At 71.1% G+C, this 24,321-nt stretch carries 18 protein-coding genes; 9 read left to right on the top strand and 9 right to left on the bottom strand.

From position 1 onward, the window contains the following. Nucleotides 1-128 precede the first annotated feature (128 nt). Nucleotides 129-1,679 carry a glycosyltransferase family 39 protein gene (locus OIE47_RS29100; protein WP_326557708.1) on the bottom strand — a complete coding sequence of 517 codons (1,551 nt, stop codon included), beginning with the start codon at nucleotides 1,677-1,679 and terminating at the stop codon, nucleotides 129-131. Nucleotides 1,680-2,114: 435 nt separating this feature from the next. Here OIE47_RS29100 and OIE47_RS29095 point away from each other — a divergent pair, with 435 nt between their 5' ends. Further along, entirely contained in the window at nucleotides 2,115-2,576 is a 462-nt protein-coding gene (locus OIE47_RS29095) for an Hsp20/alpha crystallin family protein (RefSeq protein WP_326557707.1), read from the top strand. A gap of 91 nt (nucleotides 2,577-2,667) precedes the next feature. Here the strand turns inward: OIE47_RS29095 and OIE47_RS29090 are convergent, their stop codons facing one another. From OIE47_RS29090 to OIE47_RS29070, 5 genes are all read right to left on the bottom strand, one after another. After that, nucleotides 2,668-3,552, bottom strand: a complete 885-nt coding sequence (locus OIE47_RS29090; RefSeq protein WP_326557706.1) for a DMT family transporter — start codon at nucleotides 3,550-3,552, stop codon at nucleotides 2,668-2,670. Between the two features lie 176 nt (nucleotides 3,553-3,728). Continuing rightward, nucleotides 3,729-4,937 (bottom strand): ABC transporter ATP-binding protein, encoded by a 1,209-nt coding sequence (locus tag OIE47_RS29085; protein ID WP_326557705.1) that lies wholly within the window; start codon nucleotides 4,935-4,937, stop codon nucleotides 3,729-3,731. A 6-nt stretch (nucleotides 4,938-4,943) separates the two neighbouring features. Beyond that, on the bottom strand, nucleotides 4,944-5,783 hold the full coding sequence (locus tag OIE47_RS29080; protein ID WP_326557704.1) for a carbohydrate ABC transporter permease: 840 nt from the start codon (nucleotides 5,781-5,783) through the stop codon (nucleotides 4,944-4,946). Next, complete coding sequence (locus OIE47_RS29075; protein ID WP_442792001.1) at nucleotides 5,783-6,772, bottom strand: carbohydrate ABC transporter permease; 990 nt, start codon at nucleotides 6,770-6,772, stop codon at nucleotides 5,783-5,785. Before OIE47_RS29075 ends, OIE47_RS29080 begins: the two co-directional genes overlap by 1 nt. Further along, nucleotides 6,769-8,052 carry an ABC transporter substrate-binding protein gene (locus OIE47_RS29070; protein WP_326557703.1) on the bottom strand — a complete coding sequence of 428 codons (1,284 nt, stop codon included), beginning with the start codon at nucleotides 8,050-8,052 and terminating at the stop codon, nucleotides 6,769-6,771. Before OIE47_RS29070 ends, OIE47_RS29075 begins: the two co-directional genes overlap by 4 nt. Before the next feature lie 346 nt (nucleotides 8,053-8,398). Here OIE47_RS29070 and OIE47_RS29065 point away from each other — a divergent pair, with 346 nt between their 5' ends. From OIE47_RS29065 to OIE47_RS29055, 3 genes are all read left to right on the top strand, one after another. Further along, nucleotides 8,399-9,037, top strand: coding sequence for a M23 family metallopeptidase (locus OIE47_RS29065; protein WP_326557702.1), 639 nt, complete (start codon nucleotides 8,399-8,401; stop codon nucleotides 9,035-9,037). A gap of 105 nt (nucleotides 9,038-9,142) precedes the next feature. Continuing rightward, nucleotides 9,143-10,966: a gamma-glutamyltransferase gene (gene ggt, locus OIE47_RS29060; RefSeq protein ID WP_326557701.1), complete on the top strand. Its 1,824-nt coding sequence runs from the start codon at nucleotides 9,143-9,145 to the stop codon at nucleotides 10,964-10,966. A 41-nt stretch (nucleotides 10,967-11,007) separates the two neighbouring features. Beyond that, the gene (locus OIE47_RS29055; protein WP_326557700.1) at nucleotides 11,008-12,093 is read left to right on the top strand and encodes a Gfo/Idh/MocA family protein; all 1,086 of its coding nucleotides are present in this window, start codon (nucleotides 11,008-11,010) and stop codon (nucleotides 12,091-12,093) included. 75 nt (nucleotides 12,094-12,168) lie between these two features. On the opposite strand, the gene OIE47_RS29050 is transcribed toward OIE47_RS29055, so the two are convergent. Further along, nucleotides 12,169-13,608 (bottom strand): FAD-binding oxidoreductase, encoded by a 1,440-nt coding sequence (locus tag OIE47_RS29050; protein ID WP_326557699.1) that lies wholly within the window; start codon nucleotides 13,606-13,608, stop codon nucleotides 12,169-12,171. Nucleotides 13,609-13,808: 200 nt separating this feature from the next. Between OIE47_RS29050 and OIE47_RS29045 the strand changes: the two genes are divergently transcribed. Continuing rightward, complete coding sequence (locus OIE47_RS29045; protein WP_326557698.1) at nucleotides 13,809-15,782, top strand: AfsR/SARP family transcriptional regulator; 1,974 nt, start codon at nucleotides 13,809-13,811, stop codon at nucleotides 15,780-15,782. 147 nt (nucleotides 15,783-15,929) lie between these two features. Continuing rightward, entirely contained in the window at nucleotides 15,930-18,077 is a 2,148-nt protein-coding gene (locus OIE47_RS29040) for an MMPL family transporter (protein ID WP_326557697.1), read from the top strand. Nucleotides 18,078-18,089: 12 nt separating this feature from the next. Here the strand turns inward: OIE47_RS29040 and OIE47_RS29035 are convergent, their stop codons facing one another. Continuing rightward, nucleotides 18,090-19,448, bottom strand: coding sequence for a carbohydrate-binding domain-containing protein (locus OIE47_RS29035; protein ID WP_326557696.1), 1,359 nt, complete (start codon nucleotides 19,446-19,448; stop codon nucleotides 18,090-18,092). 186 nt (nucleotides 19,449-19,634) lie between these two features. Here OIE47_RS29035 and OIE47_RS29030 point away from each other — a divergent pair, with 186 nt between their 5' ends. From OIE47_RS29030 to OIE47_RS29020, 3 genes are all read left to right on the top strand, one after another. After that, nucleotides 19,635-20,714, top strand: coding sequence for a WD40/YVTN/BNR-like repeat-containing protein (locus OIE47_RS29030; RefSeq protein WP_326557695.1), 1,080 nt, complete (start codon nucleotides 19,635-19,637; stop codon nucleotides 20,712-20,714). A gap of 97 nt (nucleotides 20,715-20,811) precedes the next feature. Then, on the top strand, nucleotides 20,812-22,107 hold the full coding sequence (locus OIE47_RS29025; RefSeq protein ID WP_326557694.1) for a DUF1800 domain-containing protein: 1,296 nt from the start codon (nucleotides 20,812-20,814) through the stop codon (nucleotides 22,105-22,107). A 13-nt stretch (nucleotides 22,108-22,120) separates the two neighbouring features. Then, complete coding sequence (locus OIE47_RS29020) at nucleotides 22,121-23,371, top strand: DUF1501 domain-containing protein (RefSeq protein WP_326557693.1); 1,251 nt, start codon at nucleotides 22,121-22,123, stop codon at nucleotides 23,369-23,371. Here OIE47_RS29020 and OIE47_RS29015 read toward each other — a convergent pair. Next, on the bottom strand, nucleotides 23,275-24,261 hold the full coding sequence (locus OIE47_RS29015) for a LysR family transcriptional regulator (protein ID WP_326557692.1): 987 nt from the start codon (nucleotides 24,259-24,261) through the stop codon (nucleotides 23,275-23,277). The genes OIE47_RS29020 and OIE47_RS29015 overlap by 97 nt on opposite strands. Between the last annotated feature and the right edge of the window lie 60 nt (nucleotides 24,262-24,321).

The following is a 24,321-nucleotide window of genomic DNA, read 5'->3' as shown; positions in this document are numbered from 1 at the left end:
GACCAGATCCTAAGCGGGTGGCGCTGACAAACCAGGCGATCCCTACTAGTCACCCGAAAGCCTGGCGTCAGGCCCAATTCACCCCGAAATTTCGTCCCGGCCCTGAGGCCCCGGACGCGTGCCAACCCTCAGAGCGCTGTCCGCTCGTCGACCAGCAGGGCCAGGGTGAACCCGGTGACCCGCCACACCTGCGCCACCTCGTACCGCGCACGCAGCACGTACTCCTTGCGGTCGCCGAGGTCGTGGATCGGGTCGGCCAGCGTGCCGAGCCGGACCACCCACAGTCGGCGGGTGTCACCGAGACACCGCGCGACGTCGGCGCACTCGCTGGTCGGTAGCTGCCCGTCTACGCGTACCGAGCCGGTGGCGAGCAGGTCCGCCGGCTGCCGGTCGTCCGACAGGTAACGCGCGAGCACACCCCTACCGTCCCAGCTCCCGTCGCCACCGGCCGAGCGGTAGACGACACCGTCACCGGGACGCATCCCGGAATCGACGATCGCGGCGAGCTGCCGGGTGGCCTGGCGGTGACCGTCGGGTGCGCGGAACGCCGCCTGGACCGGCAGTCCGATCAACCCGATCGCGACCAGCGCCACCATCCCCAGATGGACGGGTGCCCGGCCGAGGGCCGCCGCGCCGAGCGTGGCCCAGGCCGGGAGGGTGAAGATCAGGCTCTGCGGCAGCCCCACCGGCGTCACCTGCGCGACCAGCAACAGGACGAGCAGCGGAACCACCGCCCACGCGGTGTAGATGGCCGCGGAGTAGCGCAGCGGGAGGCTGAACAGCGCCAACCCGAGCAGCACCAGACCGATCGCGGTGGCGCCGAACAGCTCTCTCGGGGTGGCGGCGAGCAACTGCCCGCCGGCATCGGGGAACCGGCTGATCCGGGTCGCGTACCGGGAACCGAGCCAGAGCAGTCCGGCCACCGGCAGCACACCGGCGGACGCCGCCACCGCCCACCGGTACGCCACCTTCCGGCCGAAGGCGAGCACCGCCCACCCGTGCCCGGCGATCAGCACCAGCGCGACGACGTGGGAGAGCCCCAGGAGCACGACCGCGACCGCGTACGCCGCGAACCTCCAGTGCTTCGGCCGGTGGATGGCCAGCACCAGGAACAGGGTGGCGAGTACGGCGGCGAGCAGGGCGAACGCGTACGGCCGGGCCTCCTGCGCGTACCTGGTCGAGGTCGGCAGCAGGGCGAAGATGACCCCGGCGAACAGTCCGACCCTCGGGGTGAACAGCCGCGCGCCCAGCACCCCGACGAGTGCCGCGGCGACGGTCATGGCCAGCATCGAGGGGGCTCGCAGGGACAGGTCGGAGGCACCGAAGTACTCCACCCACACCCGCATGAACAGGTGGTACGGGGTGCCGGTGACATCGGCCCACCGCTGCGGGGACAGGTTCTCCCGCCACGTCGAGGTCGCCATGCCCCAGGTGGCGAGTTCGTCCATCCAGAGTCCGGGCGCGGCGACACCCCGGGCGCTCAACCCGCCCATCAGCAGCCCCGGCACCAGCCATGGGGCGACCCGCCAGCCGACCCGGTGGACGCCGGACCGGCCGCGCTCGCCGCGATCCGTCCTCCCGTCGCGGCGTCCCCGCCCGTCCCGGTCCTCGCCCCACGGATCCTCGGCTCCGACCTCCGCCGCGAGCCGGGGCATGACTACGGTTTCCGCATCCTTCATCGTGCCTCACGCTTCCCTACGGATCGGGCGGTCAAGGCCACGGCGAGGCCGCCGGCAAAGCGGTGCCGGGACAGGGTTTCGAGGTTGTCGTACCAGGCGCGCCCGGCGGGCCGGGTCGGGCACTGGCTGTCACCTGGATGGTAGTGAGACGGGTACCCGGAAACGCCGCGAATGCCGGGTAACCGGGGTCGTACGACCCGATGCCGGTGCGCTTTCGCACGAACGGGTGACGCCGCGTCGAGCAGCGGCACGACGGGGACGAAAATTTTCTGCCCGAACGGGTTGGCACTCACGGGGGGAGAGTGCTAAAAAATTAACTGTCGCACCTGGCCCGTGCGGTGACCGACCACCGCGACGAGGCAGGGGCGACCTCGGAATCCGAGCGCCACAGACCCACCGGATCCGCCGGTGGGCAGTCTCGAGGAGGTGGTTGGCGTGGTGCTGACTTTCGATCCTTTCCGCGACTTCGACCGTCTGGCCGGTCAGGTGTTCGGCACCGCCGGGGGCGGTGCCGCGACCATGGCGATGCCGATGGACCTGTACCGATCCGGTGACCACTTCGTGCTGCACTGCGACCTCGCCGGCATCGACCCCGGCTCGGTCGACGTGAGCGTCGACGGCCGGGTCCTGACCATCCGGGCCGAGCGCAGCGCCCGCACCGACGCCGACGTGCAGTGGGTACGGCGCGAGCGCGCCACCGGCACGTTCGAGCGGCGGCTGACCATGGGCGACGGCCTCGACCTCGACCGGATCAGCGCGACCTGGCAGGACGGTGTGCTGACCCTGACGATCCCGGTCGCCGAGCAGGCCAAGCCCCGCCGGATTCCGATCGGCACGACCGGCGGCCCGGCGCTGGACGGCTCCGCCACCGACCAGGTTGCCCTCGACAGGTCCTGACCCGAGCGGGGGAAGGGGTGGTGTGCCCCGACCGCACGGCACCCCGTGGGTCTCGCGGGCGGTTCGCCCGCGAGACCCCCGTCCGGGGTGCTCAGACGTCGGGATCCGGTCCGGGTTTCTCCCCGCCGCCGCCCCGACCACCGGGCCGGGTGCTGGCCAACCAGATCCCGAAGATCATGGCGAGTACGGCGGGCACCTCGATGAGCAGCCGCAGCCCGCTGATCGAGAGGGTCTCGTGGAACGCGGTCACGCCGATCACCACGCTGGCCACCGGGTCGACCAGGGTGATCGCGGTCAGCGGTGCGGCGAGCGGACCGTTCTGGAACGCGTTCTGGTTCAGCATCACGCCACCCAGACCGACCAGGATCAGGGCGTAGAGGTGCCAGTCGGTGAGTGCCGAGAACGGGTCGGCGAAGACCCGTCCGGTGAACGCCTTGAGCAGGACCGCCACCCCGGAGTAGAAGATCCCGGTGGCGACCCCGAGCAGGGTGCCGCGCAGCGCGCTCGTGGCACGGTGGGCGAGCGCGAGACAGATCACCACGACCAGGCCGCTGGCGAGCCCCACCCCGACCCAGGCCATCACCGACGGCTCGGGCACGCCCGGCCGGGGGCGCGCGACGATGAGGAAGGCCCCGAGCCCGATCACGCACGAGGTGACGGCGATGACGTCGCGGGGGTGCGGACGTCTGCGGTCCAGCGCCGCCTCCAGCGGAATGGCCAGGAACATGCCGCTGATCAGCAACGGTTGGACCAGGGTCAGCGGACCGTACCGGAGCGCGACCGCCTGGAGCACGGTGCCGGTGATGTCGGGCAGCTTGCCCAGCAGCCACGTGGGCCGGCGCAGCAGCCGCATGAACAGCCGGGGGTCGAAGGTGTTGTGCGGCGGTTCCCGCCGGGCGGCGCGTTGCTGTAGGGCGGCTCCCAGGGCGAAGCAGGCGGCGGCGCAGAGGGCCAGCAGGATCGCGAGGGGGGTCACGGATCGTCCCGCTGGCGCCGAGGCACCCCTGATCCCGTACGCACACAAATGACGCTACGTGATCGCCGGCGCCTCGGGTGCCGAGTTCCGTGGCACGGGTCGGACGATCCGGGAGATCACGAGGGGCTCGGCCCGTACGGACCGGGCCGAGCCCCTCGTGGTCCCGGGGGCGCCGGTCAGGAGGCGAGAGCGCCCGCCGCCCGGCCCTCGTGCAGGGTGAGGTTGCGGCCGTTGGTCGGGTCGAACAGATGGATCTTCTCCAGGTTGAACCAGATCCGCCGGCTCTCGCCCTCGGCCACCGTCGACTCCGCCGACAGCCGGGTCACCAGGTCCGCACCGGAGCCGCCCAGTCCCTCGGCACCCGCGTCGGCGGCGAGTTCCTCCAGCTCGGCGGCGGTGGCCCGCTCCCCCTCGACGCTGAGGTAGACGTACTTGTCCGAGCCCATCGACTCGACGATGTCGACCGGCGCCTCGAACTCCACCCCGCGCTCCCGGGTGTCGTCGTCGACCAGGACCGCGTCCTCGAAGTGTTCGGGGCGGATGCCGAGGATCAGGTTCCGTGGTGCGTCGGCGGCCTCCAGTTCCCGCCGGAGACGGTCGCCCAGCGGCAGTTCGCCGACGGCCGTACGCAGCCGGCCGTCGGCCACCTCGGCGTGCAGGAAGTTCATCGACGGCGAGCCGATGAACCCGGCGACGAACAGGTTCACCGGGTTGTCGTACAGCTCCTGGGGTGGGCCGACCTGCTGCACGGCTCCGGCCCGCATGATCACCACCCGGTCACCGAGCGTCATCGCCTCGGTCTGGTCGTGGGTGACGTAGACGGTTGTCGTGCCGAGCTGCTTCTGCAACCGGGACACCACCGTACGCATCTGGACCCGCAGTTTCGCGTCCAGGTTGGACAGCGGCTCGTCCATCAGGAACGCCTTCGGGTTGCGGACGATGGCCCGGCCCATGGCCACCCGCTGGCGCTGGCCGCCGGAGAGGTTCGCCGGTTTGCGGTCCAGCAGTGCGGTCAGTTCCAACACCCGGGCGGCGTCGTCGACCTTCCGCTCGATCGTCGCCTTGTCCAGCTTCGCCAGCCGGAGCGGGAACGCCATGTTCTCCCGGACCGTCATGTTCGGGTAGAGGGCGTACGACTGGAAGACCATGGCGATGTCCCGGTCCCGGGGCGCCCTGTCGTTGACCCGCTGGCCGCCGATCCGCAGTTCACCGCCGCTGATGTCCTCCAGCCCGGCGATCATGTTCAGGGTGGTCGACTTGCCGCAGCCCGACGGGCCGACCAGGATCACGAACTCGCCGTCGGCGATCTCCAGGTCGACGTCGTGGACCGCCACGGTCCCGTCCGGGAACTTCTTGCTCACCTTGTCCAGCACGATGTCAGCCACTGCAATTCACCCCTTGACTGCGCCGGAGGTCAGACCGGACACGATGCGACGCTGGAAGAACAGCACGAACAGAATGATCGGAATGGTGATCACGACCGCGGCCGCGCAGATCGCCCCGGTCGGGTCCTCGAACTGCGACTCACCGGTGAAGAACGACAACGCGACCGGCACCGTACGGGACCGCTCGGTGGAGGTGAGCGAGATCGCGAACAGGAAGTCGTTCCAGCAGAAGATGAAGACCAGGATCGCGGTGGTGAACACCCCCGGCGCGGCCAGCGGCGCGATCACCCGACGGAACGCCTGTCCCTGGGTCGCGCCGTCCATCTTGGCCGCCTTCTCCAGGTCCCACGGGATCTGCTTGAAGAACGCCGAGAGCGTGTAGATGGCCAGCGGCAGCGCGAACGTGATGTACGGCAGGATCAGGCCCGGCCAGGTGTCGAAGAGTCCCAGCGACCGCTCGATCTCGAACAGCGGCGAGACCAGCGACACCTGTGGGAACATCGCGATCAGCAGGGAGACCCCGACGAGCAGCTTCTTGCCGGGGAAGTCGAGCCGGGCGACCGCGTACGCGGCCATCGTGCCGAGCACCACGGCTATCGCCGTCGCGATCAACGCGATCCCGATCGAGTTCGCCAGTGCCCAGACGAACTGGTCGGTCTCGAAGATGGTCCGGTAGTTGTCCAGCGTCCATTCGCGGGGAATGAAATTGCCGTCGGTGAGCGTGGCGGTGGTCTTGAACGACAGCGAGGCGATCCAGAGCACCGGGACCAGCGCGAAGACCACCACGACCAGGTCCAGCAGTCCCCACCGCCACTTCGCCGCGACGGTCGTGTCGGCGGCCGCCATCAGCGCCTCCCCTCGTCGGTGCTGCCCGGGGCAGCGGTGCCGAACAGCTTCACGAAGACGAACGCGATGATCGCCACGGTCAGGAAGATGAGCACCGACATGGTCGAACCGATGCCGAGGTTCAGCCCTCTGATCAGGTTGTTGTAGGCGAGCATCGACACCGACGAGGTCTCGTTCGATCCGGCGGTCAGCACGAAGATGTTGTCGAAGACGCGGAACGCGTCCAGGGTCCGGAACAGCAGGGCGACCAGGATCGCCGGTTTCATCACCGGCAGCATCACCTTGGTGAACCGCTGCCAGCCGGTGGCCCCGTCCATCGAGGCCGCCTTGAGCAGGTCCTCGGGGACCAGGGCCAGCCCCGCCATCAGCAACAGCGCCATGAACGGGGTCGTCTTCCAGATCTCGGCGACCATGATGATCCCGAGCGCGCTCGCCCGTTCGGTCAACGGCGCGCCCTCACCGAACAGGGTGGCCAGGTAACCCGTGCCGGGCGTCCAGGCGTACCGCCAGGAGAAGGCCGCGACGACGGTGACGATCCCGTACGGGATCAGGGCCGCGGTGCGGACCAGCCCGCGCCCGACGATGGTCCGGTGCATGACGATGGCCAGTCCCATGCCGAGCACCAGCTCGACCGCGACCGTCACGACGGTGATCAGCATCGTCACGCCGAAGGCCGTCCACCAGTACTCGTTGCTCAGCACGGTGGCGTAGTTGGCGAGCCCGACGAACTCCCGCTGGTCCGGGAACTTGAGGTCGAAGCGTTGCAGCGACAACCAGACCGAATAAAGAATCGGGTACGCGGTGACCGCGAGCATCACGAACGCCGCCGGGGCGCAGAGCAGCCAGGCCAGTCGGCGTTCTGCCCGCTTGCCCTCGCTCAGTGGCGCCCGCCCGCCGCGCTGTCGCGGGATCCGGGCCGGCGGACCGGCCTGTTCGGCCTTCCCCGAGGCGGCCCGGTCCGGTGTGGTGTCGGTATCGGGTCGGCTCACGGCAGTACCCCCTTGGACTCCAGCGCGTCCTGTGCCGCGTCCCGCAACCGGTCGGCGGTCTGTTCGGGCCGGATACCGCTCGGTGGGGAGAGCGTCGCCGACAGGACGGTGGAGATGTTCTGGTAGGCGGGGCTGCGCGGTCGGGTCGCCGCGTCCTTCAGCTCCTCGAGAATGGTGTCGCGCATCGGGTACGCCTGCGCCATCTCCGGGTCGGCGTAGACACTCTCGATCGTGGGCGGTACGCCGTCGTTGATCGCTGAGAACTTCTGGTGGTCGGGGCTGCGCAGGCAGCTCGCCGCTTCGAAGGACTCCTCCGGGTGGCGCGAGTAGCGGCTGACCGCGAGGTTCACTCCGCCGATGGTCACCCGACTCGGGGTCTGCGGGTCCACGCCGGGAATGCGCGCCCACCTGACCTTCTTGGCCATTTCCGGGTCGGCCTCCTGCATGGCCGGGTAGACGAACGGCCAGTTGATCTGGAAGGCCCCGCCGCCGGACTGGAACTCCAGCCGGGCCTGGTCCTCGATCGTGTTCGAGAAGGACGGGGTGGTGATGCCCGCGGTGGCGAACCGACGCAGGACCTCCAGTGCCCGTACCGCGCCGTCGTCGAAGACGGCCTTGGTCCCCTCCTCGTTGAGGATCTGCCCCCCGGCGCTGGCGACCAGCGTGTTGTAGAGGACCACGAGGCCCTCGTACTGGGCGCCCATGGTGATCACCCGGTACGGCCCGCCCCGCGACTTGAGCTGCTGGGACGCCTCGATCATCTCGTCCCAGGTACGGGGCGGCTGGTCGACCAGGTCGAACCGGTACCACAGCAGTTGCACGTTGGTGTTCTTCGGTGCGGCGAAGAGCTTGTCCTCGTACCGGGCGGTCTCCAGCGGCTTGGCCAGGGTGCCCCGCTCGGCCTCGGCCCGCTGTTCGCCGGTCCACTCCCGCAGCCAGCCGGCGCTGGCGAACTCCTGGGTCCAGGTCACGTCCAGCCCGAGTACGTCCATCCCGGTGTCCTCGGCAGCCAACCGGCGGACCAGTTGCACCCGCTGGTCGTCGGCCGCCCGGGGCAGGATCCGGTACGCGATCCGGTACCGCCCGCCGGCCTGGGCGTTGCAGTCGTCGACCACCTTCTGGAGGTTCTGCTCCGGCGGGTAGTAGAGGTTGACGGTGGGGACGCCGCCGTTCCCGCCGGTGTCGGAGCCGCAGGCGGCCAACGGGGCCAGCAGGGCCAGCCCGAGGGCGGCCGCACCGAGCCGGAAACGTCCGGGTCGGGCCCGCTCGGGGTCACTCATGCCAGCACCCCGTACCGGCCCGAGCGGTCGTCGTAGCACTGTGAACGCTCATCGCGCGCTCCTTCCAGGACGGCCGGGACACCATCCGTGCCCCGGCGCACGGCGAAACGACGCCGCCCCCGGCCGTTGTCGCCGACGGGACCGGTGATGGGCTGTCGCGCGATCTCACTGCCCCCGGGGCAACTCCCCGAAACATGCTGGTCATCCACCCGACACGGTCGACCTTCGGTCACGGTCCGAATACTGGACGCCGCCATCCGTCGACCCACGTTTCGGCCATTGATCAACGCCAACGGATCCGACGGGTGCCCGTGGTGTCCGGGCCCGTGCCTTGTCCTCGTCTGCCATGCTCGGAGCGGTGACGACCGGCGACCCGACCAGACGCCGCATCCCCGGCCGCGCCACCCGCGTGGTTCTCGCCCTCGGCGCCGTCGCGGCCATCCTCATCATCGCCCTGGTCGTCGTGCCGATGCTGCGGCCGGCGGGGCCGCGCCCGCTCTTCCAACTCCCCGTCGCCTGCGGCGAGACCTGGCAGCTCGGCACCTATCCCGGACACGACGACTACGACGTCGACCTGTTCCCGACCGAGGGCGAGGCATGGGGACAACCGGTGCTCGCCTCGTACTCGGGCACGGTCACCGAGGCCGGGATCAACGGATCGCTGGGTGGGCGTACGCCCGACGACCCGGACGGTCCGCGCGGCCGGGGCGGCGGTTACTGGGTGAAGATCGACCACGGTGGCAAGTGGGAGACGCAGTACCTCCACCTGCTCGAACCGCCGTCGGTCGAGGTCGGCCAGCGGGTGGCGCAGGGCGAGCAGATCGGGCGGGTCGGCAGCACCGGCAACTCCGGCGCCCCGCACCTGCACTACGAGCAGCGCCGGGGCTGGGAGAAGGTGGAGACCCACTTCGACGGATCGCCGTCCGGCATCACCAGTGACGACGCCGAGTACACGGTCAGGCGTACGAGCAACAACTGCGGCTGACGCGGGTCCACCGTCGACAACAGGTCGTGCCGCCGCAGAGGATGCGGTTTCCGGTCGACCGTCACTACCCTGTCGAAGAGACACAGGCCGATTCGTGGAGGGTCAATGACGCGCACGGTCACGACACTGGTCCGGGTGGCGGTCGCCGCCGTCACCGTGGTCGCCTGGCAGGCCGCCCCGGTGCCGGCGGGTGCCGCACCGGGCACCACCGGGGAACCGACGAAGACGCCGACCGCGCAGGGGTACGGCGGCGCGGTGTCCACCGTCGACCCGACCGCGACCGCGGTTGGCATCGACGTCCTGCGACGCGGCGGAAACGCGGTCGACGCGGCCGTGGCCGCCGCCGCCACGCTCGGCGTCACCGAACCGTTCTCGGCCGGCATCGGCGGTGGCGGGTTCCTCCTCTACTACGACGCGCGTACCAAGCGGGTGCACACCATCGACGGGCGGGAGTCGGCTCCCGCGGCGATGCGGGAGAACTCGTTCGTCGACCCGGCCACCGGTACGCCCTACAACTTCCAGGAGGCCCGGGTGAGCGGGCTTTCGGTCGGCGTACCGGGGACGCTCCTGACCTGGCACGAGGCGCTGCGCAAGTGGGGCACCCGGTCGCTGTCCACGGCGCTGGCCCCCGCCGCCGAGGTTGCCGAGCGCGGGTTCACCGTCGACGCGACGTTCCGCCAGCAGGTGGCCGACAACGCGGCGGCGTTCGCCCAGTTCGACGCGACCCGCAAGCTCTACCTGCCGGGCGGGCAGCCACCGGCGGTCGGTTCGACGCAGCGCAACCGCGACCTGGCCGACACCTACCGGCAGATCTCCCGGCGCGGTGTCGACATGTTCTACGAGGGCCCGATCGGCGCGGACCTCGTGGCGACCGTGCAGCGTCCGCCGGTGGCCGGCAACCCGACCGTGCCGTGGCAGTTCCCGATCCGACCGGGCGGTATGACCCGGGCCGACCTGGCCCGGTACGACGTCCGGTTCCCCGCACCGACCCGGTCCGACTACCGCGGGTATGACGTGTACGGCATGTCGACCCCGTCCAGTGGTGGTGTCGCCGTCGGTGAGGCGCTCAACATCCTGGAACGGTTCGACCTGTCCACGATGACGGTGCCCGAGGCGCTGCACCACTACCTGGAGGCGAGCGCGCTCACGTACGCCGACCGCAACCGGTACGTCGGCGACGACACGTCGCAGCGGGTCCTGCGGGAACTGCTCAGCGATCGGTACGCGGCCGAGCGGGCCTGCCGGATCGACCCCACCCGGGCCGCCCAGAAGCCGGTCCTGCCCGGTGACCCCGACGGTCGGTACGACGGCTGCGCGACCGCCACCGCCGGTGCCGAGGGTCACCCCGGCCAGAGCACCACGAACCTGACCGTGGCCGACCGTTGGGGCAACGTGGTCGAGTACACCCTGACGATCGAGCAGACCGGCGGGAACGCGATGGTGGTACCCGGACGCGGTTTCCTGCTCAACAACGAGCTGACCGACTTCACGTTCGCCCAGACGCCGGGCGCCGCCCCGGACCCGAACCTGCCCGCGCCGGGCAAGCGCCCGCGCAGCTCGATGTCGCCGACGATCGTGCTCGACGACGGCCGCCCGTTCCTCGCCCTCGGCACCCCCGGTGGTGCCACGATCATCACCACCGTGCTGCAGATGCTGGTCAACCGGATCGACCTGGGCATGTCGCTGCCCGAGGCGATGGCCGCGCCGAGAGCGTCCCAGCGCAACAGTGCGGCACCGCAGGCGGAGCCGGCCTTCATCACCGGGTACGGGGCGGCGCTCACCGCGTACGGGCATCCGCCGTTCACGAGCACGGCCGAACTGGGCGCCGCCACCGCGGTCGAGTTCACCGGCCGACACGGCTTCGTTGCGTCGGCGGAACCGGTACGGCGCGGCGGCGGGGCGGCGGCGGTCGTCCAGCCCGGAGGCTAGGGTGTGACTGCCAAGATCAGCCCGCCGAGTGGGGAGTCCGGATGACAGCGGTGGCGCAGACCCGGTTCGGTTTGGTCGGTAGCGGCTGGCGGTCGCTGTTCTTCCTGCGGCTGGCCCGGCTGCTGCCCGACCGGTTGCGGGTCACCGGTGTGGTCACCCGTACCGGGCAACGGGGCGACGAGGTGACGGCGGAGTGGGGCGTGCCGACGTTCCGCTCCACCGCCGACCTGCTCGCCCACGAGCGGCCGGACTTCGTCATCGTGTCGGTGCCCTGGGCGGTGACCCCGGAGGCGACCCGTGAGCTGGTCACTGCCGGTGTGCCCGTACTCGCCGAAACCCCGCCGGCGCCGGACCTGGACGGGCTGCGCTCGCTCTGGTCGGACGTGGGCGCGAGCGGGCTGGTCCAGGTCGCCGAGCAGTACCTGCTGATGCCGGGACACGCCGCCCGGCTCGAACTGGTTCGGGCCGGGGTGATCGGCGAGCCGACCTCCGTACAGATCTCGTCGACCCACCTCTATCACGCGGTCTCGCTCATCCGCGGCCTGCTCGGCGTCGGGTACGACCCGGCCGAGGTCAGCGCGCGGGCCTTCGTCGCGCCGCTGGCCGACCCCCTGTCCCCGGACGGTTGGAGCGGTGACGACGCTCCCCGGCAGTTGTCCACCACCCTGGCGACCATCGACTTCGGTGGCCGGATGGGGCTGTACGACTTCACCGACAACCAGTGGTGGAACCCGCTGCGGGCCCGGCGGCTGACGATTCGTGGCTCGCTCGGCGAGATCGTCGACGACCAGGTCGTCCGGTTGGTCGACCCGACCACTCCGGTGGAGTCTCCGCTGGTACGCCGCCAGACCGGGGTCGACCTCAACCTGGAGGGACGCGACCTGAAGCACATCAGCTTCGACGGGCGCGTGGTCTACCGGAACCCGTTCGTGGGCAGCGGACTCTCCGACGACGATCTCGCGGTGGCCGACATCGTGGCCCGTACCGGTGCGTGGGCGCGGGAGGAGGCGGCGGCGCCGTACCCGCTCGCCGAAGCCTGCCAGGACCACCTGCTCAGCCTCGCCATCGAGGAGTCCGTACGCACCGGCCGCCCGGTGGTCACCGCCGAGGAGGCGTGGGCCGGGTAGCCGTCCCGGACCGTGGCGGCCCCGCTCCCGAACGGGTCGGGACCGGGGCCGCGGGCTTGTCGTCGGAGTCGGGGCTCAGCCGACCGGCGGGATGTTGTGGTTGATCCGGAAGGTGTTGGCCGGGTCGTACCGGTTCTTCAGCTCGCCGAGCCGGCGGTAGGTCTCCGGGTCGAACGCGTGCCGTACCTGGTCCGGGGTGGTGTCGTGGGCGAACATGAAGTTCAGGTAGCGCCGGCCGGTGGTCCACGGCGTCAGGTGGTCGACGAAGTCACGCTGGTAGTCGACCAGGGCCTGCGCCTGCGGCGGGCCGCCGGCCGCGACGGCGAAGAACGAGTACGCGGCGTCCCGGTTGCCGACCGCGTTCGGCTGCGCGGGCGGGCGGCCGAGCGCACCCCCGAGGTGCCGCAACTCGGCCAGGACCAGCGGTGAGGCGGCCTCCGGGCCGGCGAAGGCGAGGATGGTGTCGATCGTCTCCGGGGTCAGTTCCCGCAGCAGCGTCCCGCTCTCGTACAGCGGCAGCGGGTCCACCGGGTCCGCGTGTACGGAAGCGATCTCGGTGTACGGCATCTCGGCCACGGTGTCGATGATCCGGGGACCGAGGTCGCGCAGCGGGGCGACCAGCCGCTCCCCGTCGGCGGCGGTGCCGAGGTAGGCGATCCGGACGTGGACGACGAGCCGGTCCCGCAGCGGCTCGGGCACGAACGGCAGCGGCGGCAGGTGCAGCAGGCCGATCGAGGAGGTCATCTCCTCGGGCAGGTCCGCGGTCCAGTCGGCGTACCGGTGCAGCACCTCGGCGGCCTGCTCGCCGGGGAAGAACAGGCCACCGCCGTAGAGGCGGGCGACCGGGAACAGGTCGAACTCGATCGCGGTCACCACACCGAAGTTGCCCTTCGCGCCGCGCAGCGCCCAGAACAGGTCGGGTTCGGTCTCGGCGGTGACGTGCCGGAGTTCACCGTCGGCGGTGACCACGTCGAGGCTGCGTACGTGGTCGGCGGCGTAGCCGTAGGCGCGACCCATCGGGCCGAGGCCGCCGCCCAGGGTGTAGCCGATCACCGACACCGTCGGTGAGGAGCCGTTCAGCGGGGCCAGCCCGAACCTGCCGGCCTGCTCGATCACCTCGGCCCAGCGGACGCCCGCCTCCACCCGCGCGGTACGGGCGGTGGCGTCGACGGTGAGCGCCCGCATCCGCCGGACGGTGATCAGGACCGAGCCGTCGGAGGGTACGGAACTACCGTGACCGGCGGCGAGGACCGCCACCGGAAGGCCGTGGTCGGTCGCGAACCGGACCGCCGCCCGTACGTCCTCGGGTCCGGTCGCGCCGACGACCACCGCCGGCCGGTGCACCACGGTCAGGTTGTACGTGGCCAGCTCGTCGGCGAGGTTGTCGTCGCCGGACAGGAGCACCGGTCCGGCGACGCGGGCGCGCAACCGGTCGACCGCGTTCGCGTCCAGCGGCACGGGCTGCGGTGCGCCGGCCGGGGTCGGATGGTTGACAGGGGAAGTTGTCGAAGTCACGGGAGGTACGGCCCTTCTGAACGGTCGTTGCCGGCCCGACCGACGCCGGGCTGCCCACCCATTGCAGTTCAGCGGTTGTCGACGTCCGGTCGACGTTTCGTCGACGGCACCGGAACCGGGGCGACCGGCGAGCAACGATGATCATCGGCCGTCGCCGGACCGGATAGGCTCGACCGCGCAGTTACTCGACCGGTGATGGGATGGCGATGACGCACCAGCCACGGTTCTCGGTGCTGGGCCCGGTCCGGGCCTGGCGCGGCGACGTCGAGCTGGACCTCGGCTCGCCACAGCAGCGGGCGGTGCTCGCCGCGCTCCTGCTGCGGGAGGGCAGCCAGGCCACGATCACCGAACTCATCGACGCGCTGTGGGACGTCGACCCGCCCCGGGCAGCCAGCGGCACCGTACGCACCTACCTGTACCGGCTGCGCCGGGTCCTGACGACCGGAGCCCCGGACCCGGCGGACGTGATCGAGTCCGTCGGTGGCGGTTACACGCTGCGGGTCGGCCCGGAGGACCTCGACTACCGCCGGTTCCGGGAGTTGGTCGCCGGGGCGGCGGCCGACCGCGCCGACGGCGACCTGGCGGGTGCGGCGGCATCGCTGCGCTCGGCGGAAGCGCTGTGGCAGGGTTCGGCCCTCGCCGGTGTGCCCGGCCCCTACGCGCAGAGTCAGGGCATGCGGCTGGAGAGCCTGCGGCGGGCCGCGATCGAGGACCGGCTGGCGATCGATCTCGACCTGGGCCGACACTCCGAGGCGGTGACCGAGCTGTCCGCCCTGGTGGCCGACGAACCGCTCTGCGAACGCCTGCGACAGCTGCTGATCCTCGCGCTCTACCGGTCCGGCCGCAAGGCCGACGCCCTGGCCAGCTACCGGGAGGTCCGGCGGCTGCTCGGCGACGAACTCGGACTGGACCCCGGACGGGCGTTGCAGGACCTGCACCAGCGCATCCTGACCGGCGACCCGACGCTGCTCATACCGGCCGACCGGCGCACCCCGGCCACGGCCGCGCCGGTGCCCGCCCGGCCACCGGTCCCGCCGGTCCCGGCGCAGCTACCGGCCGACCTCGCCGACTTCACCGGACGCGTCGAGATCATGCGCACCGTCACCACCGCGCTGTCGGCTGTCGACCGCGCCCCGGTCGTCGGCCTCGTCGGCCTGGCCGGGGTGGGCACCAGCACGCTCGCCGTCCACGCCGCGCACGCGGTCCGGGACCGGTTCCCGGACGGGCAGCTCTACCTCGACCTGCGCGGCCCCGACGAGGAACCGGTCGAGGCGCGGCAGGCGCTGGGCTCGTTCCTGCGGGCGTACGGGGTCGGGCCCGACAGCCATCCCGATTCGTTGGCCGAACGGGCGGCGCTGTGGCGTACGGTGCTCGACGGCCGGCGGGTGCTGATGGTGCTCGACCACGCTCGGGACGCCGAGCAACTGCGGCACCTGCTGCCGGCGAGTCCGGGCAGCGCGGTCATCGTCACCGCCGACCGCCGGATGGCGGGGGTGCCCGCCGCGCGGTGGTCGACGGTCGACGCGTTCCGGCCGGACGAGTCGTTGGCCCTGATGGAACGGGTCGCCGGTGCCGACCGGGTACGCGCCGAACCCGAGCCGGCCCGCCGTTACGCCGAGATCTGCTCGCACCTTCCGCTGGCCGTACGGCTCGCCGCCGCCCGGCTGGCCGCCCGACCCGAGTGGAGCGTGGCGGCGATCGAGGATCGACTGCGGGTCGAGATCCGCCAGCCGGTGGCCCTGCACGAGGACTGCATAGCGGTCGAGGTGCCGTTCGAGCGCGCGTACGGGCAGCTCGACCCGCGGCAGGCGACGGCGTTCTGCCTCGCCGCACTGCCGGACGGGCCGGACCTCGACCTCGCCGCCGTCGCGAGCCTGCTCGACCTTCCGCCGTACGAGGCCGAGCGGGTGATGGAGTCGCTCGCCGACGTCCACCTGGTCGAGACCGGGCCGTACCAGCGTTACCGCTACCAGAGCGTGGTCAGGTGGTTCGCCCGCCGCAAGGCGTTGCTGGTGTGCGGGTCGGCCCAACGCGAGGAGGCGCTGGCCCGGCTGGCTCGCTTCCACCGGACCACGGCGGTGAGTTCGGCTCGGACGCTCTCCGCGTACACGGATCTTCCCTCGATCGCACCGGCGGACCGCTGGGCGGGCGAACGCGTGCCCGCCATCCGCTGAGCGACACGTCGGCGGTGCGTCGGGGCAGGCTGACATCCGGTGCGGCGCCCGTTGGGGTGGAGCCAAGCCATTTCCCGTACCCCGGCGGGGGTGAGCGTTTAGGTTGATCACGGAACGGAGGCCGTCGATCACGAAGAGGTGCCGCGGGTGTTCGCTGCTGTCGGGCGGTTCGTGGTCCGCCACCCCATCTGGGTGATCGTGGCCTGGGTGGCCGCCGCGGTAGGGGTGATCGGCTTCGCACCGACGCTGACCGCGACCACCGACGAGGCGTCGTTCCTGCCGTCACACTACGAGTCGATCCGGGCCGCCGAGGTCCAGCAGCAGGCGTTCCCCCGGGCGGCCACGCCGTCGGCGATCATCGTGTTCGAGCGGCGGGACGGCGCACCGCTGACCGACGCCGACGCGACGAAGGTCGTCGCGATCGGGCAGGCTCTGACCGATCGCCACTTCCCCGACGTCATCGCACTCACGCCGACGCCACCCTCGCCCAATCGGTTGATCCAGATCATCGCGGTCGAGATGACGCCGCAGCGCGGTCCGGCCGACCAGGCCCAGCCCGACGCGGTGAAGGCGCTGCGGGCCGCGCTACAGGACCAGGTCGCGAACACCGACCTCAAGTCCGGCATCACCGGTACGGCCGCGCAGAACCTGGATGCCCAGGATTCCGGGAACCGGGCGAACGCGATCATCGGGATCGCCACCATCGGCCTGATCATCATCCTGCTGTTGATCATCTTCCGGAGCCCGATCATCGCCCTGCTACCGGTGATCGTGATCGGCCTGGTGTCGCAGATCGCGACCGGTCTGATCGCCTGGGCGAACCAGGCGTTCGACCTGAAGACCGACAGCTCGGTGAGCGCGATGCTGATCGTGGTGCTGTTCGGCGTCGGCACCGACTACATCCTGTTCCTGATGTTCCGCTTCCGGGAGCGGCTGCGCCTGGGCGAGGACCCGAAGACGGCGATGGTCAGCGCGGTCGCCCGAGCCGGCGAGGCGATCGCCTCGGCGGCGGGTGCGGTCATCATCGCCTTCCTGGCCCTCACCCTGTCGACGCTCGGCCTGTTCAAGTCCCTCGGGCCGGCCCTGGCCATCGCGGTCGCCACCACCCTGGTCGCCGGGCTCACCCTCATCCCGGCGATCGTCTCGTTGCTCGGGACGAAGGTGTTCTGGCCCTCGAACGCGTGGCGGCGCGAACCGCGTGGCGCCCGGTTCGCCGCGATCGGCCGTTCCCTGGCCCGCCGGCCGGCGGTGTACGCGGCGGTCTCGGGCGCCGGACTGATCGTGCTCGCCGTCTTCGCCCTGGGCTTCCATCCGAACTTCGACCTGAGCAGCGGATCGACCTCGACCGAGTCGGAGTCGAACGTCTGGAGCAAGGAACTGCTCAGGGGCCTGCCGGCGGGCGCCACCGAGCCGTCCAACGTGTTCCTGCGCTCGGACACCGGCAGCCCGCTGCCGACCGACCGGCTCGGTGCGTACCGGGACGCGCTGGCCAAGGTGCCCGGTGTCGGGCAGGTCGGGCAGCCGACCCTGTCACCGGACGGCCGGGTCGCGGACTTCCAGGTGACCCTGGCGAACACCCCGCAGTCCTCGGCCGCGCTGCACACCGTCAAGGGGCCGCTGCGCAGCACCGCGCACTCGGCGGCACCGGACGGGACGACCGCGTTCGTCGGTGGCATCACCGCGGTCTTCGTCGACATCCAGGCGGCCGTCAACCGTGACTACGCGGTGGTGTTCCCGGTCGCGGCCGTACTCATCATGGTCATCCTGGGGTTGCTGCTGCGCAGCGTGGTGGCGCCCTGGTACCTGATGCTCTCGGTGGGCCTCGGTTTCGCCGCGACCCTGGGCGCCACTGTGCTGATCTTCCAGCACGGTCTCGGTGAGCCCGGTCTGATCTTCATCCTGCCGGTGATCATGTACCTGTTCGTGGTGGCACTCGGCACCGACTACAACATCCTCATGATCGCCCGGCTCCGGGAGGAGGCGCGCGAGGGGCGCAGTCCGCGCGACGCAGCCGCGATGGCGATCCGGCACGCCGGACCCACGGTCGCCGCCGCCGGCCTCATCCTCGCCGGTACGTTCGCCTCGCTCATGCTGGCCGGCAACAGCACACTCACCCAGATGGGCTTCGCCATCTCCGCCGGCATCGTGATCGTCGCGTTCGTGATGTCGCTGTTCCTCACCCCGGCCATCACCGCGCTGCTCGGGCACGTGGCCTGGTGGCCCGGACACGCGGACGTGGCCGACGACAGCGACCGCGGGGCCCCGATCGAGCCCCACGGTCGCGAGTCGCCGTGATCGGTACGGGGTTCAGCGGACCAGGGCGAGCCCGGTGAACGACCGGTCGTACTCGGTGAAGGACTGGTTGTTGAAGGGTCCGTAGACCCAGGTACGCACCGAGTTGGCCGCCGTGTCGATCTCTACCAGCCGGACCGGGTTGGTGGTGTTGGAGTGGAACGTCTGCAGGAACGTGTAGATCTTGTTCCCGTTGACCCCGGTGTCCACCCGGTTGCCCGCGATCCCGACGTGGCCGGAGAAGACGAACCTGACGTTCGCGTACTGCTTGATCAGGTTGTCGAACAGGTACTGCGGGCTGGTGGCCCCGTACCCGGCGCTCTGCTCGATGTTGCCGTTGCCGTCGATGTAGTCGTGGGTGACCACGATGACGTTGTGCCGGGGGTGCGCCGCGACGACGCTCTTCGCCCAGGTGACCGCCGCCGTACGCGGCCACAGCTCCAGGGTCAGCACCAGCCACTGCAGGCCACCGGCCTCGTACGTGGAGTACGAGTTGTCCACCTTGCCGGCCTCGAACTGTCCCTGCACTGCGCCGTACTGGGCGGCGGTGAAGTACTGGTTGAACACGGTGGTGTCCCGGACCAGCTCACGGGTGCGGGCGGGGTCCCGGGCCGAGCCGCCGACCCCGGTCGCCTGGGTGTCGTGGTTGCCGAGCGCCAGCGAGTACGGAATGCCCGCGGTCTCCAACGACCGCATGGCGTTGCGGGCGATCGTGTACTGCGAGTGGTCGGGGGTGTCCCAGTTGACCACGTCGCCGGAGTGGGTCACGAACCGCAGGTCCAGCGCGGACCGGTTGCCGACCAGCCAGTCGGTGCGCTGGCGGAACCGGGTGTCGGAGGCGTTCAGCACCTCCTGCTGGGTGTCGGGCATGACGGCGAAGCTGAACCTGGTGTCGACGGTGGAGCCGGGCGTCTCCATCCGCGCGTACGCGAGGTGGACGTTGCGGTCGCAGGTCGTCGACTGGAAGTCGTTGATCAACTCGATCTTCACGTTGTGCTGTCCGGCGCCGACAGCCGTGCCGATCGGATAGGTGCCGTAGCTGGTGGCGCTGACGATCGTGCTGGTGCCGACAGCGGTGCCGTCCACCGTCACCCGGACGGTCGGCCAACCCTGGCAGTTGTCACCGATCGCACCGACCAGCACCCGACCCGACCCGGTGATCGCGGTGGTGGCGTAGCTGTTGTTGCCCCACAGCGACGCGTGCGTGCCCGATGCCGGCACCGGGGTGCCGGTCGCCGTACGGATGGCTCCGTTCACCACGCTGAACTGCGAACTCTCCGCCGCGCTCGCCCCGGTGGCAAAGGCGATTCCGCCGGCCACCACCGTACCCGCGAGCAGCGCCGCGACCACGGATCCGGCTCCCCTGATGCGCATCAATCCTCCATGCACGTTATGCAGCCCATTCGGACACATGGACGATAAACAAGATCGGTACGATATATGCAAATCCCTGACACACACCACAGAAACCTCGGCTGTACGCCACGTTTCGCACGAGTGACCACCGCCCAAGTGCGGCAGGATATCCATGTCGGGCGATGTCAGGTACGTTGCTGACCCATGCGGCTACGAATGATCTCCACTCTGCTCGCCGGCGCTGTCGTGCTGACCACCACCGCCGGCTTCACCACGCGGCCGGAGCCGGAATGGCGGCTGCACGACACCGGCGCCACCGTACGACTGCGCGGGCTCGCCGCGGTCAGCGAACGGGTCGCCTGGGCCAGCGGCACCGCCGGCACCGTCCTGCGTACCGTCGACGGAGGTCGCCACTGGCAGCAGGTCGGACCGGCCGACACGAGTCTCGAACTGCGCGACATCGAGGCGTTCGACGCCGACCACGCGGTGGCGCTGTCGATCGGTCCAGGCGAGCAGTCGCGGGTCTACCGGACCGACAACGGCGGTCGGACCTGGACCGAGACCTTCCGCAACACCGACGAACGGGCCTTCTACGACTGTCTGGCGTTCTTCGACCGCCACCACGGGCTGGCCCTGTCCGACCCGGTCGACGGCCGGTTCCGCATCCTCTCCACCTCGGACGGTGGCCGGACCTGGCGCCCGCTGCCCACCACCGGTATGCCACCGGCGTTGGAGGGCGAGTTCGCGTTCGCCGCCAGCGGCACCTGCCTGGTCACCGCCGCCCACCAGAGCCCCGGCCGAAGCTCCGGTCGGGGTGACGACCAGGCGTGGTTCGCCACCGGGGGTGGGGCCACCGCACGGGTCTTCCGCACCGACGACCGGGGCCGGACCTGGCGGGTGACCTCCACCCCGGTGCCGAGTGGGCCGTCCGCCGGCATCTACTCACTGGCGTTCCGCGACTCACGGCACGGCATCGCGCTCGGCGGCGACTACAACACCCCGGCGAGCGCCCCCGACGGCGCAGCGACCAGCCGCGACGGTGGCCGCGACTGGACGGTGGCACGGAACCAGCCGGGCGAGTACCGGTCGGGATCGGCCTGGGTGCACCGTGCCGGGTGGCTGGCGCTCGCGGTCGGCCCGACCGGCAGCGACCTCAGCCTCGACGGCGGAACCCGGTGGCAACGGTTCGACAGCGGCAGCTTCGACTCGGTCGACTGCACGACCGGCGGGGCCTGCTGGGCCTCCGGCGTACAGGGCCGGATCGCCTCGCTCCGCTGGCACTGAGCCCGATCCGGACGGTCCGGCGGGTACACCCACCCGCCGGACCTGCCTCGTACGGGATATTTACCGTATTCGTACGTTGTCGGCCTAGGGTCCCGGTATGGCCTCCCCGGACGCGATAGCCCACCTGCTGCGCCGCGCGACGTTCGGCCCCACCGCCGAAGAGGTCGAAGCGGCCGTACGCGCCGGGTTCGAGAGCACCCTCGACCGGCTGCTCGCCCCGTCCGGCACCGACACGGGCGCGGCGGCCACCCCGGCGCCACGACTCGGGCCCGACCCGTACGCCGCGCTCGCCAAGGGTGCGGGCCGGGAGCAGCGGCAGCAGGCCAACAAGCAGCGCACCGAGCAGGTCCAGCAGGTGCAGCGGTGGTGGCTGGACCGGATGGTCGGGGCCGACCACCAGCTCACCGAGAAGCTGATCTTCTTCTGGCACGGGCACTGGGCCACCAGCGTGCAGAAGGTGAAGTCGGCGCAGCTCATGCTGGGTCAACTGGACACCTTCCGGCGGTACGGCCGGGGCGAGTTCGGTCCCCTGGTGGCCGCGATGGTGCGCGACCCCGCGATGATCCTCTGGCTCGACGGGGAGAAGAACACCCGCAAGGCGCCGAACGAGAACCTGGCCCGCGAACTGATGGAGCTGTTCACCCTCGGCATCGGCCACTACACCGAGGACGACGTGAAGGCGGGCGCGAGGGCGCTGACCGGGTGGACCGTCGCCCGGGGGTCGGACACCGCCCGGTTCGAGCCGAAGCGACACGACACCGGACCCAAGACCATCCTCGGCCGGACCGACACCTTCGACGCCGACTCGTACGCCCGGTTGCTCGCCGGGCAACCCCGGGCCGCCGAGTTCGTCTCCGGCCGGCTCTGGTTCCGGTTCACCGGCGGCACACCCGCCACCGGCGGCACCGTACCCGCCGACGTCACCGCGATGCTGCGTGCGATGTTCACCGACCCCGCCTTCGCCCAGACCCGTGGACACCTGGTCAAACAGCCGGTGGAGTGGGCGGTGGGCGCGATGCGCCAGCTCCACATCCGGCCCTCGGCCCTGTCCGAGCAACAGCGCAAACAGGTGCAGTCCGGGCTGTCCGGGATGGACCAGGTGCCGCTGCGCCCACCCAGCGTCGGCGGCTGGCCGGCCGGCGCCGCCTGGCTCACCACCTCGTCCCTCCAGGCCCGGATGCGGCTCGCCGACCTGTTCGCCGGGGCGGCCGGCCCGGTGGCGGTCCAGCGGATCACCGCGGCACCGGAGGCCGGTCGGCTCGACGCGCTGGCCCGGCTGCTCGTGGTGGACGCCTGGACCGACCGGACCCGAGCCGCCCTGACCCCGATGGCCACCGACCCGGTACGGCTCGTCGCGGCCGCACTGGTGAGCCCCGAATACACCGTCAGCTGACCGGAGGCGACACGTGGACATCCTTACCCGACGCAGGTTCCTGATCGCCAGCGGCGTGGTGGGCGCGGGTGCGCTGGCCGCGGGCGCGAGCACGTACGCGCTCTCCGACCTGTTCGAAACCGCCGGGGAGCGGGATCCGGACAGCCGCACCCTCGTCCTGGTCACGCTCTACGGCGGCAACGACGGGCTCAACACCGTCATTCCGTACGCGGATCCGGCGTACCACGACGCCCGCCCCGAAATCGCCTACTCGGCGGAGGAGGTCAAGCGGCTCGACGACCACTTCGCGCTGAACCCGGCCCTGGCCGGGCTGCACGGGCTGTTCGGGCAGGGGCGGCTGGCGGTCGTACGCGGCATCGGTTACCCGAAACCGGACCGCAGCCACTTCCGCTCGATGGACATCTGGCAGACCGCGACCCCGGACCGGCCCGGCGTGACCGGGTGGATCGGGCGGTGGCTCGACGGTGCCGGCGGTGACCCCCGGCTCGCGGTGTCGTTCGAGTCGGCGGTGCCGCCACTGCTGGCCGGCGAGCGGAGCGCGGGTGCGTCCGTACCGGTGGCCGGGCGTGGTGGACGCGGCGGCCTGCCGGACCGGACGTTGGCCGCGCTCGGCGCCGGCAGTCCCGGCGAGTCCCCGGCGCAGGCCCGCGCGGCCGCCTGTTTCGCGGACCTGCGCTCGGTCAACGCGATGATCACCAAGGTACGCGACGCGACCGAGGAGGCCGACGCCGGTGACGACGCCGACCGGCCGGCGGCGACCGCCACCGGAGGCGCGCGTACGTCGCTCGAAGCCCAGCTCGACCTGGTGGCCCGGTGCGTGGAGGCGGGCGTCTCCACCCGGGTCTTCTCGGTCTCGCTCGGCGGGTTCGACAGCCACGCCGACGAGAAGCAGTTGCAGGCGGTGCTGCTGGGGCAGGTCGACCGGGCCCTCACCGGTTTCGCCGAACGGATGGGCCGCACCGAGGCGGGCCGGAAGGTGGCGGTCGCGGTCTACTCCGAGTTCGGCCGGCGGGTACGCGCCAACGCCTCCGACGGCACCGACCACGGCACCGCCTCGAACATCTTCCTGCTCGGTGCCGGGGTACGCGGCGGTCTCTACGGCGAGCAGCCGAGCCTGACCGACCTGGACGACGGCGACCTCAAATTCACCGTCGACTTCCGCGATGTCTACGCCACGCTGTTGGAACGGGTGCTGGGCGGTGACCCGGGCTCGGTGCTCGGCGGCTGGTCCGGCCGGCTCGACGAACCGTTCGCCTCGGCCTGAGGTTCCGTGACCGACCCGGAGTCGGTGCTCCGGTGGTGCGCGGTTGCCAGCTCGACGAACTCCGCCACCAGCGGTGACCGGTTGCCGTCGCTCCAGGCCAGACAGACCTGGGTGTCCGGGAGATCCTCGACGGGGGTGTGGGTGACGTCGCCACGGGTGTAGAACGTCGCGGTCGAGTAGGGCAGGATCACCACCCCGCCGTACGTCGCCACGTGTTCGAGCTTCTCCTCGACCGAGGAGAGGTCGGGCCGGGCCCTCGGCTCCTCCTCGGTTGGTCGGTTCGGCAGGTCCCGCCACTCCGGCACCGCGTCCGGGTCCTGGACCAGCCGTTCCGTGGCGAGTTCGGCGAGCACGACCGACTCCTTGCCGGCCAGCCGGTGGTCGGTCGGCAGGACCGCGACCCGGGGCTCACCGAACAGTGGGCGCAGCCGAAGGCCGCGTTGGTTGACGGGAAGCCGGACGTAACTGACGTCGACCCGCCCGTCGTGCACCGCCTCGACCTGGTCGTGCCAGGAGGTGCGTACGACGTCCACCGTCAGGTCGGGGTGCCGGGCGGCGATGGCGCGGGCCTCGGCGGTGACGGTGATGCCGGGCATGAAGCCGATGGTGAACGCCGGCCGGTCGTGGGCCGCCCGGCGTACCCGGCGGTGCAGCGCCTCCGCCGAGGCGAGCAGCGGTACGGCGTCCGCCAGCAACTGCCGCCCGGCCTCGGTCAGTACGGTCGACCGCCGGTCCCGGACGAACAACTGGACGCGTAGTTCCTGCTCCAGTGCCCGGATCTGCCGGGAGAGGACGGGTTGGGCGATGTGCAGCCGCTGGGCGGCGCGGCCGAAGTGGAGCAGCTCGGCGACCGCGACGAAGTAGCGCAGCTTACGAAGATCGATGTCCATCCCGTCCCCCTTTCTGGTGATCCATGATACCCGTGGGGTATGAATCCCACTGATACCCGT

It is taken from the genome of Micromonospora sp. NBC_01796, assembly GCF_035917455.1.
In the GTDB taxonomy this organism is placed as follows: Bacteria; Actinomycetota; Actinomycetes; order Mycobacteriales; family Micromonosporaceae; genus Micromonospora_G.
The sequence above is the reverse complement of the archived record's forward strand: the minus strand, read 5'-3'. Positions and strand labels throughout refer to the sequence as shown.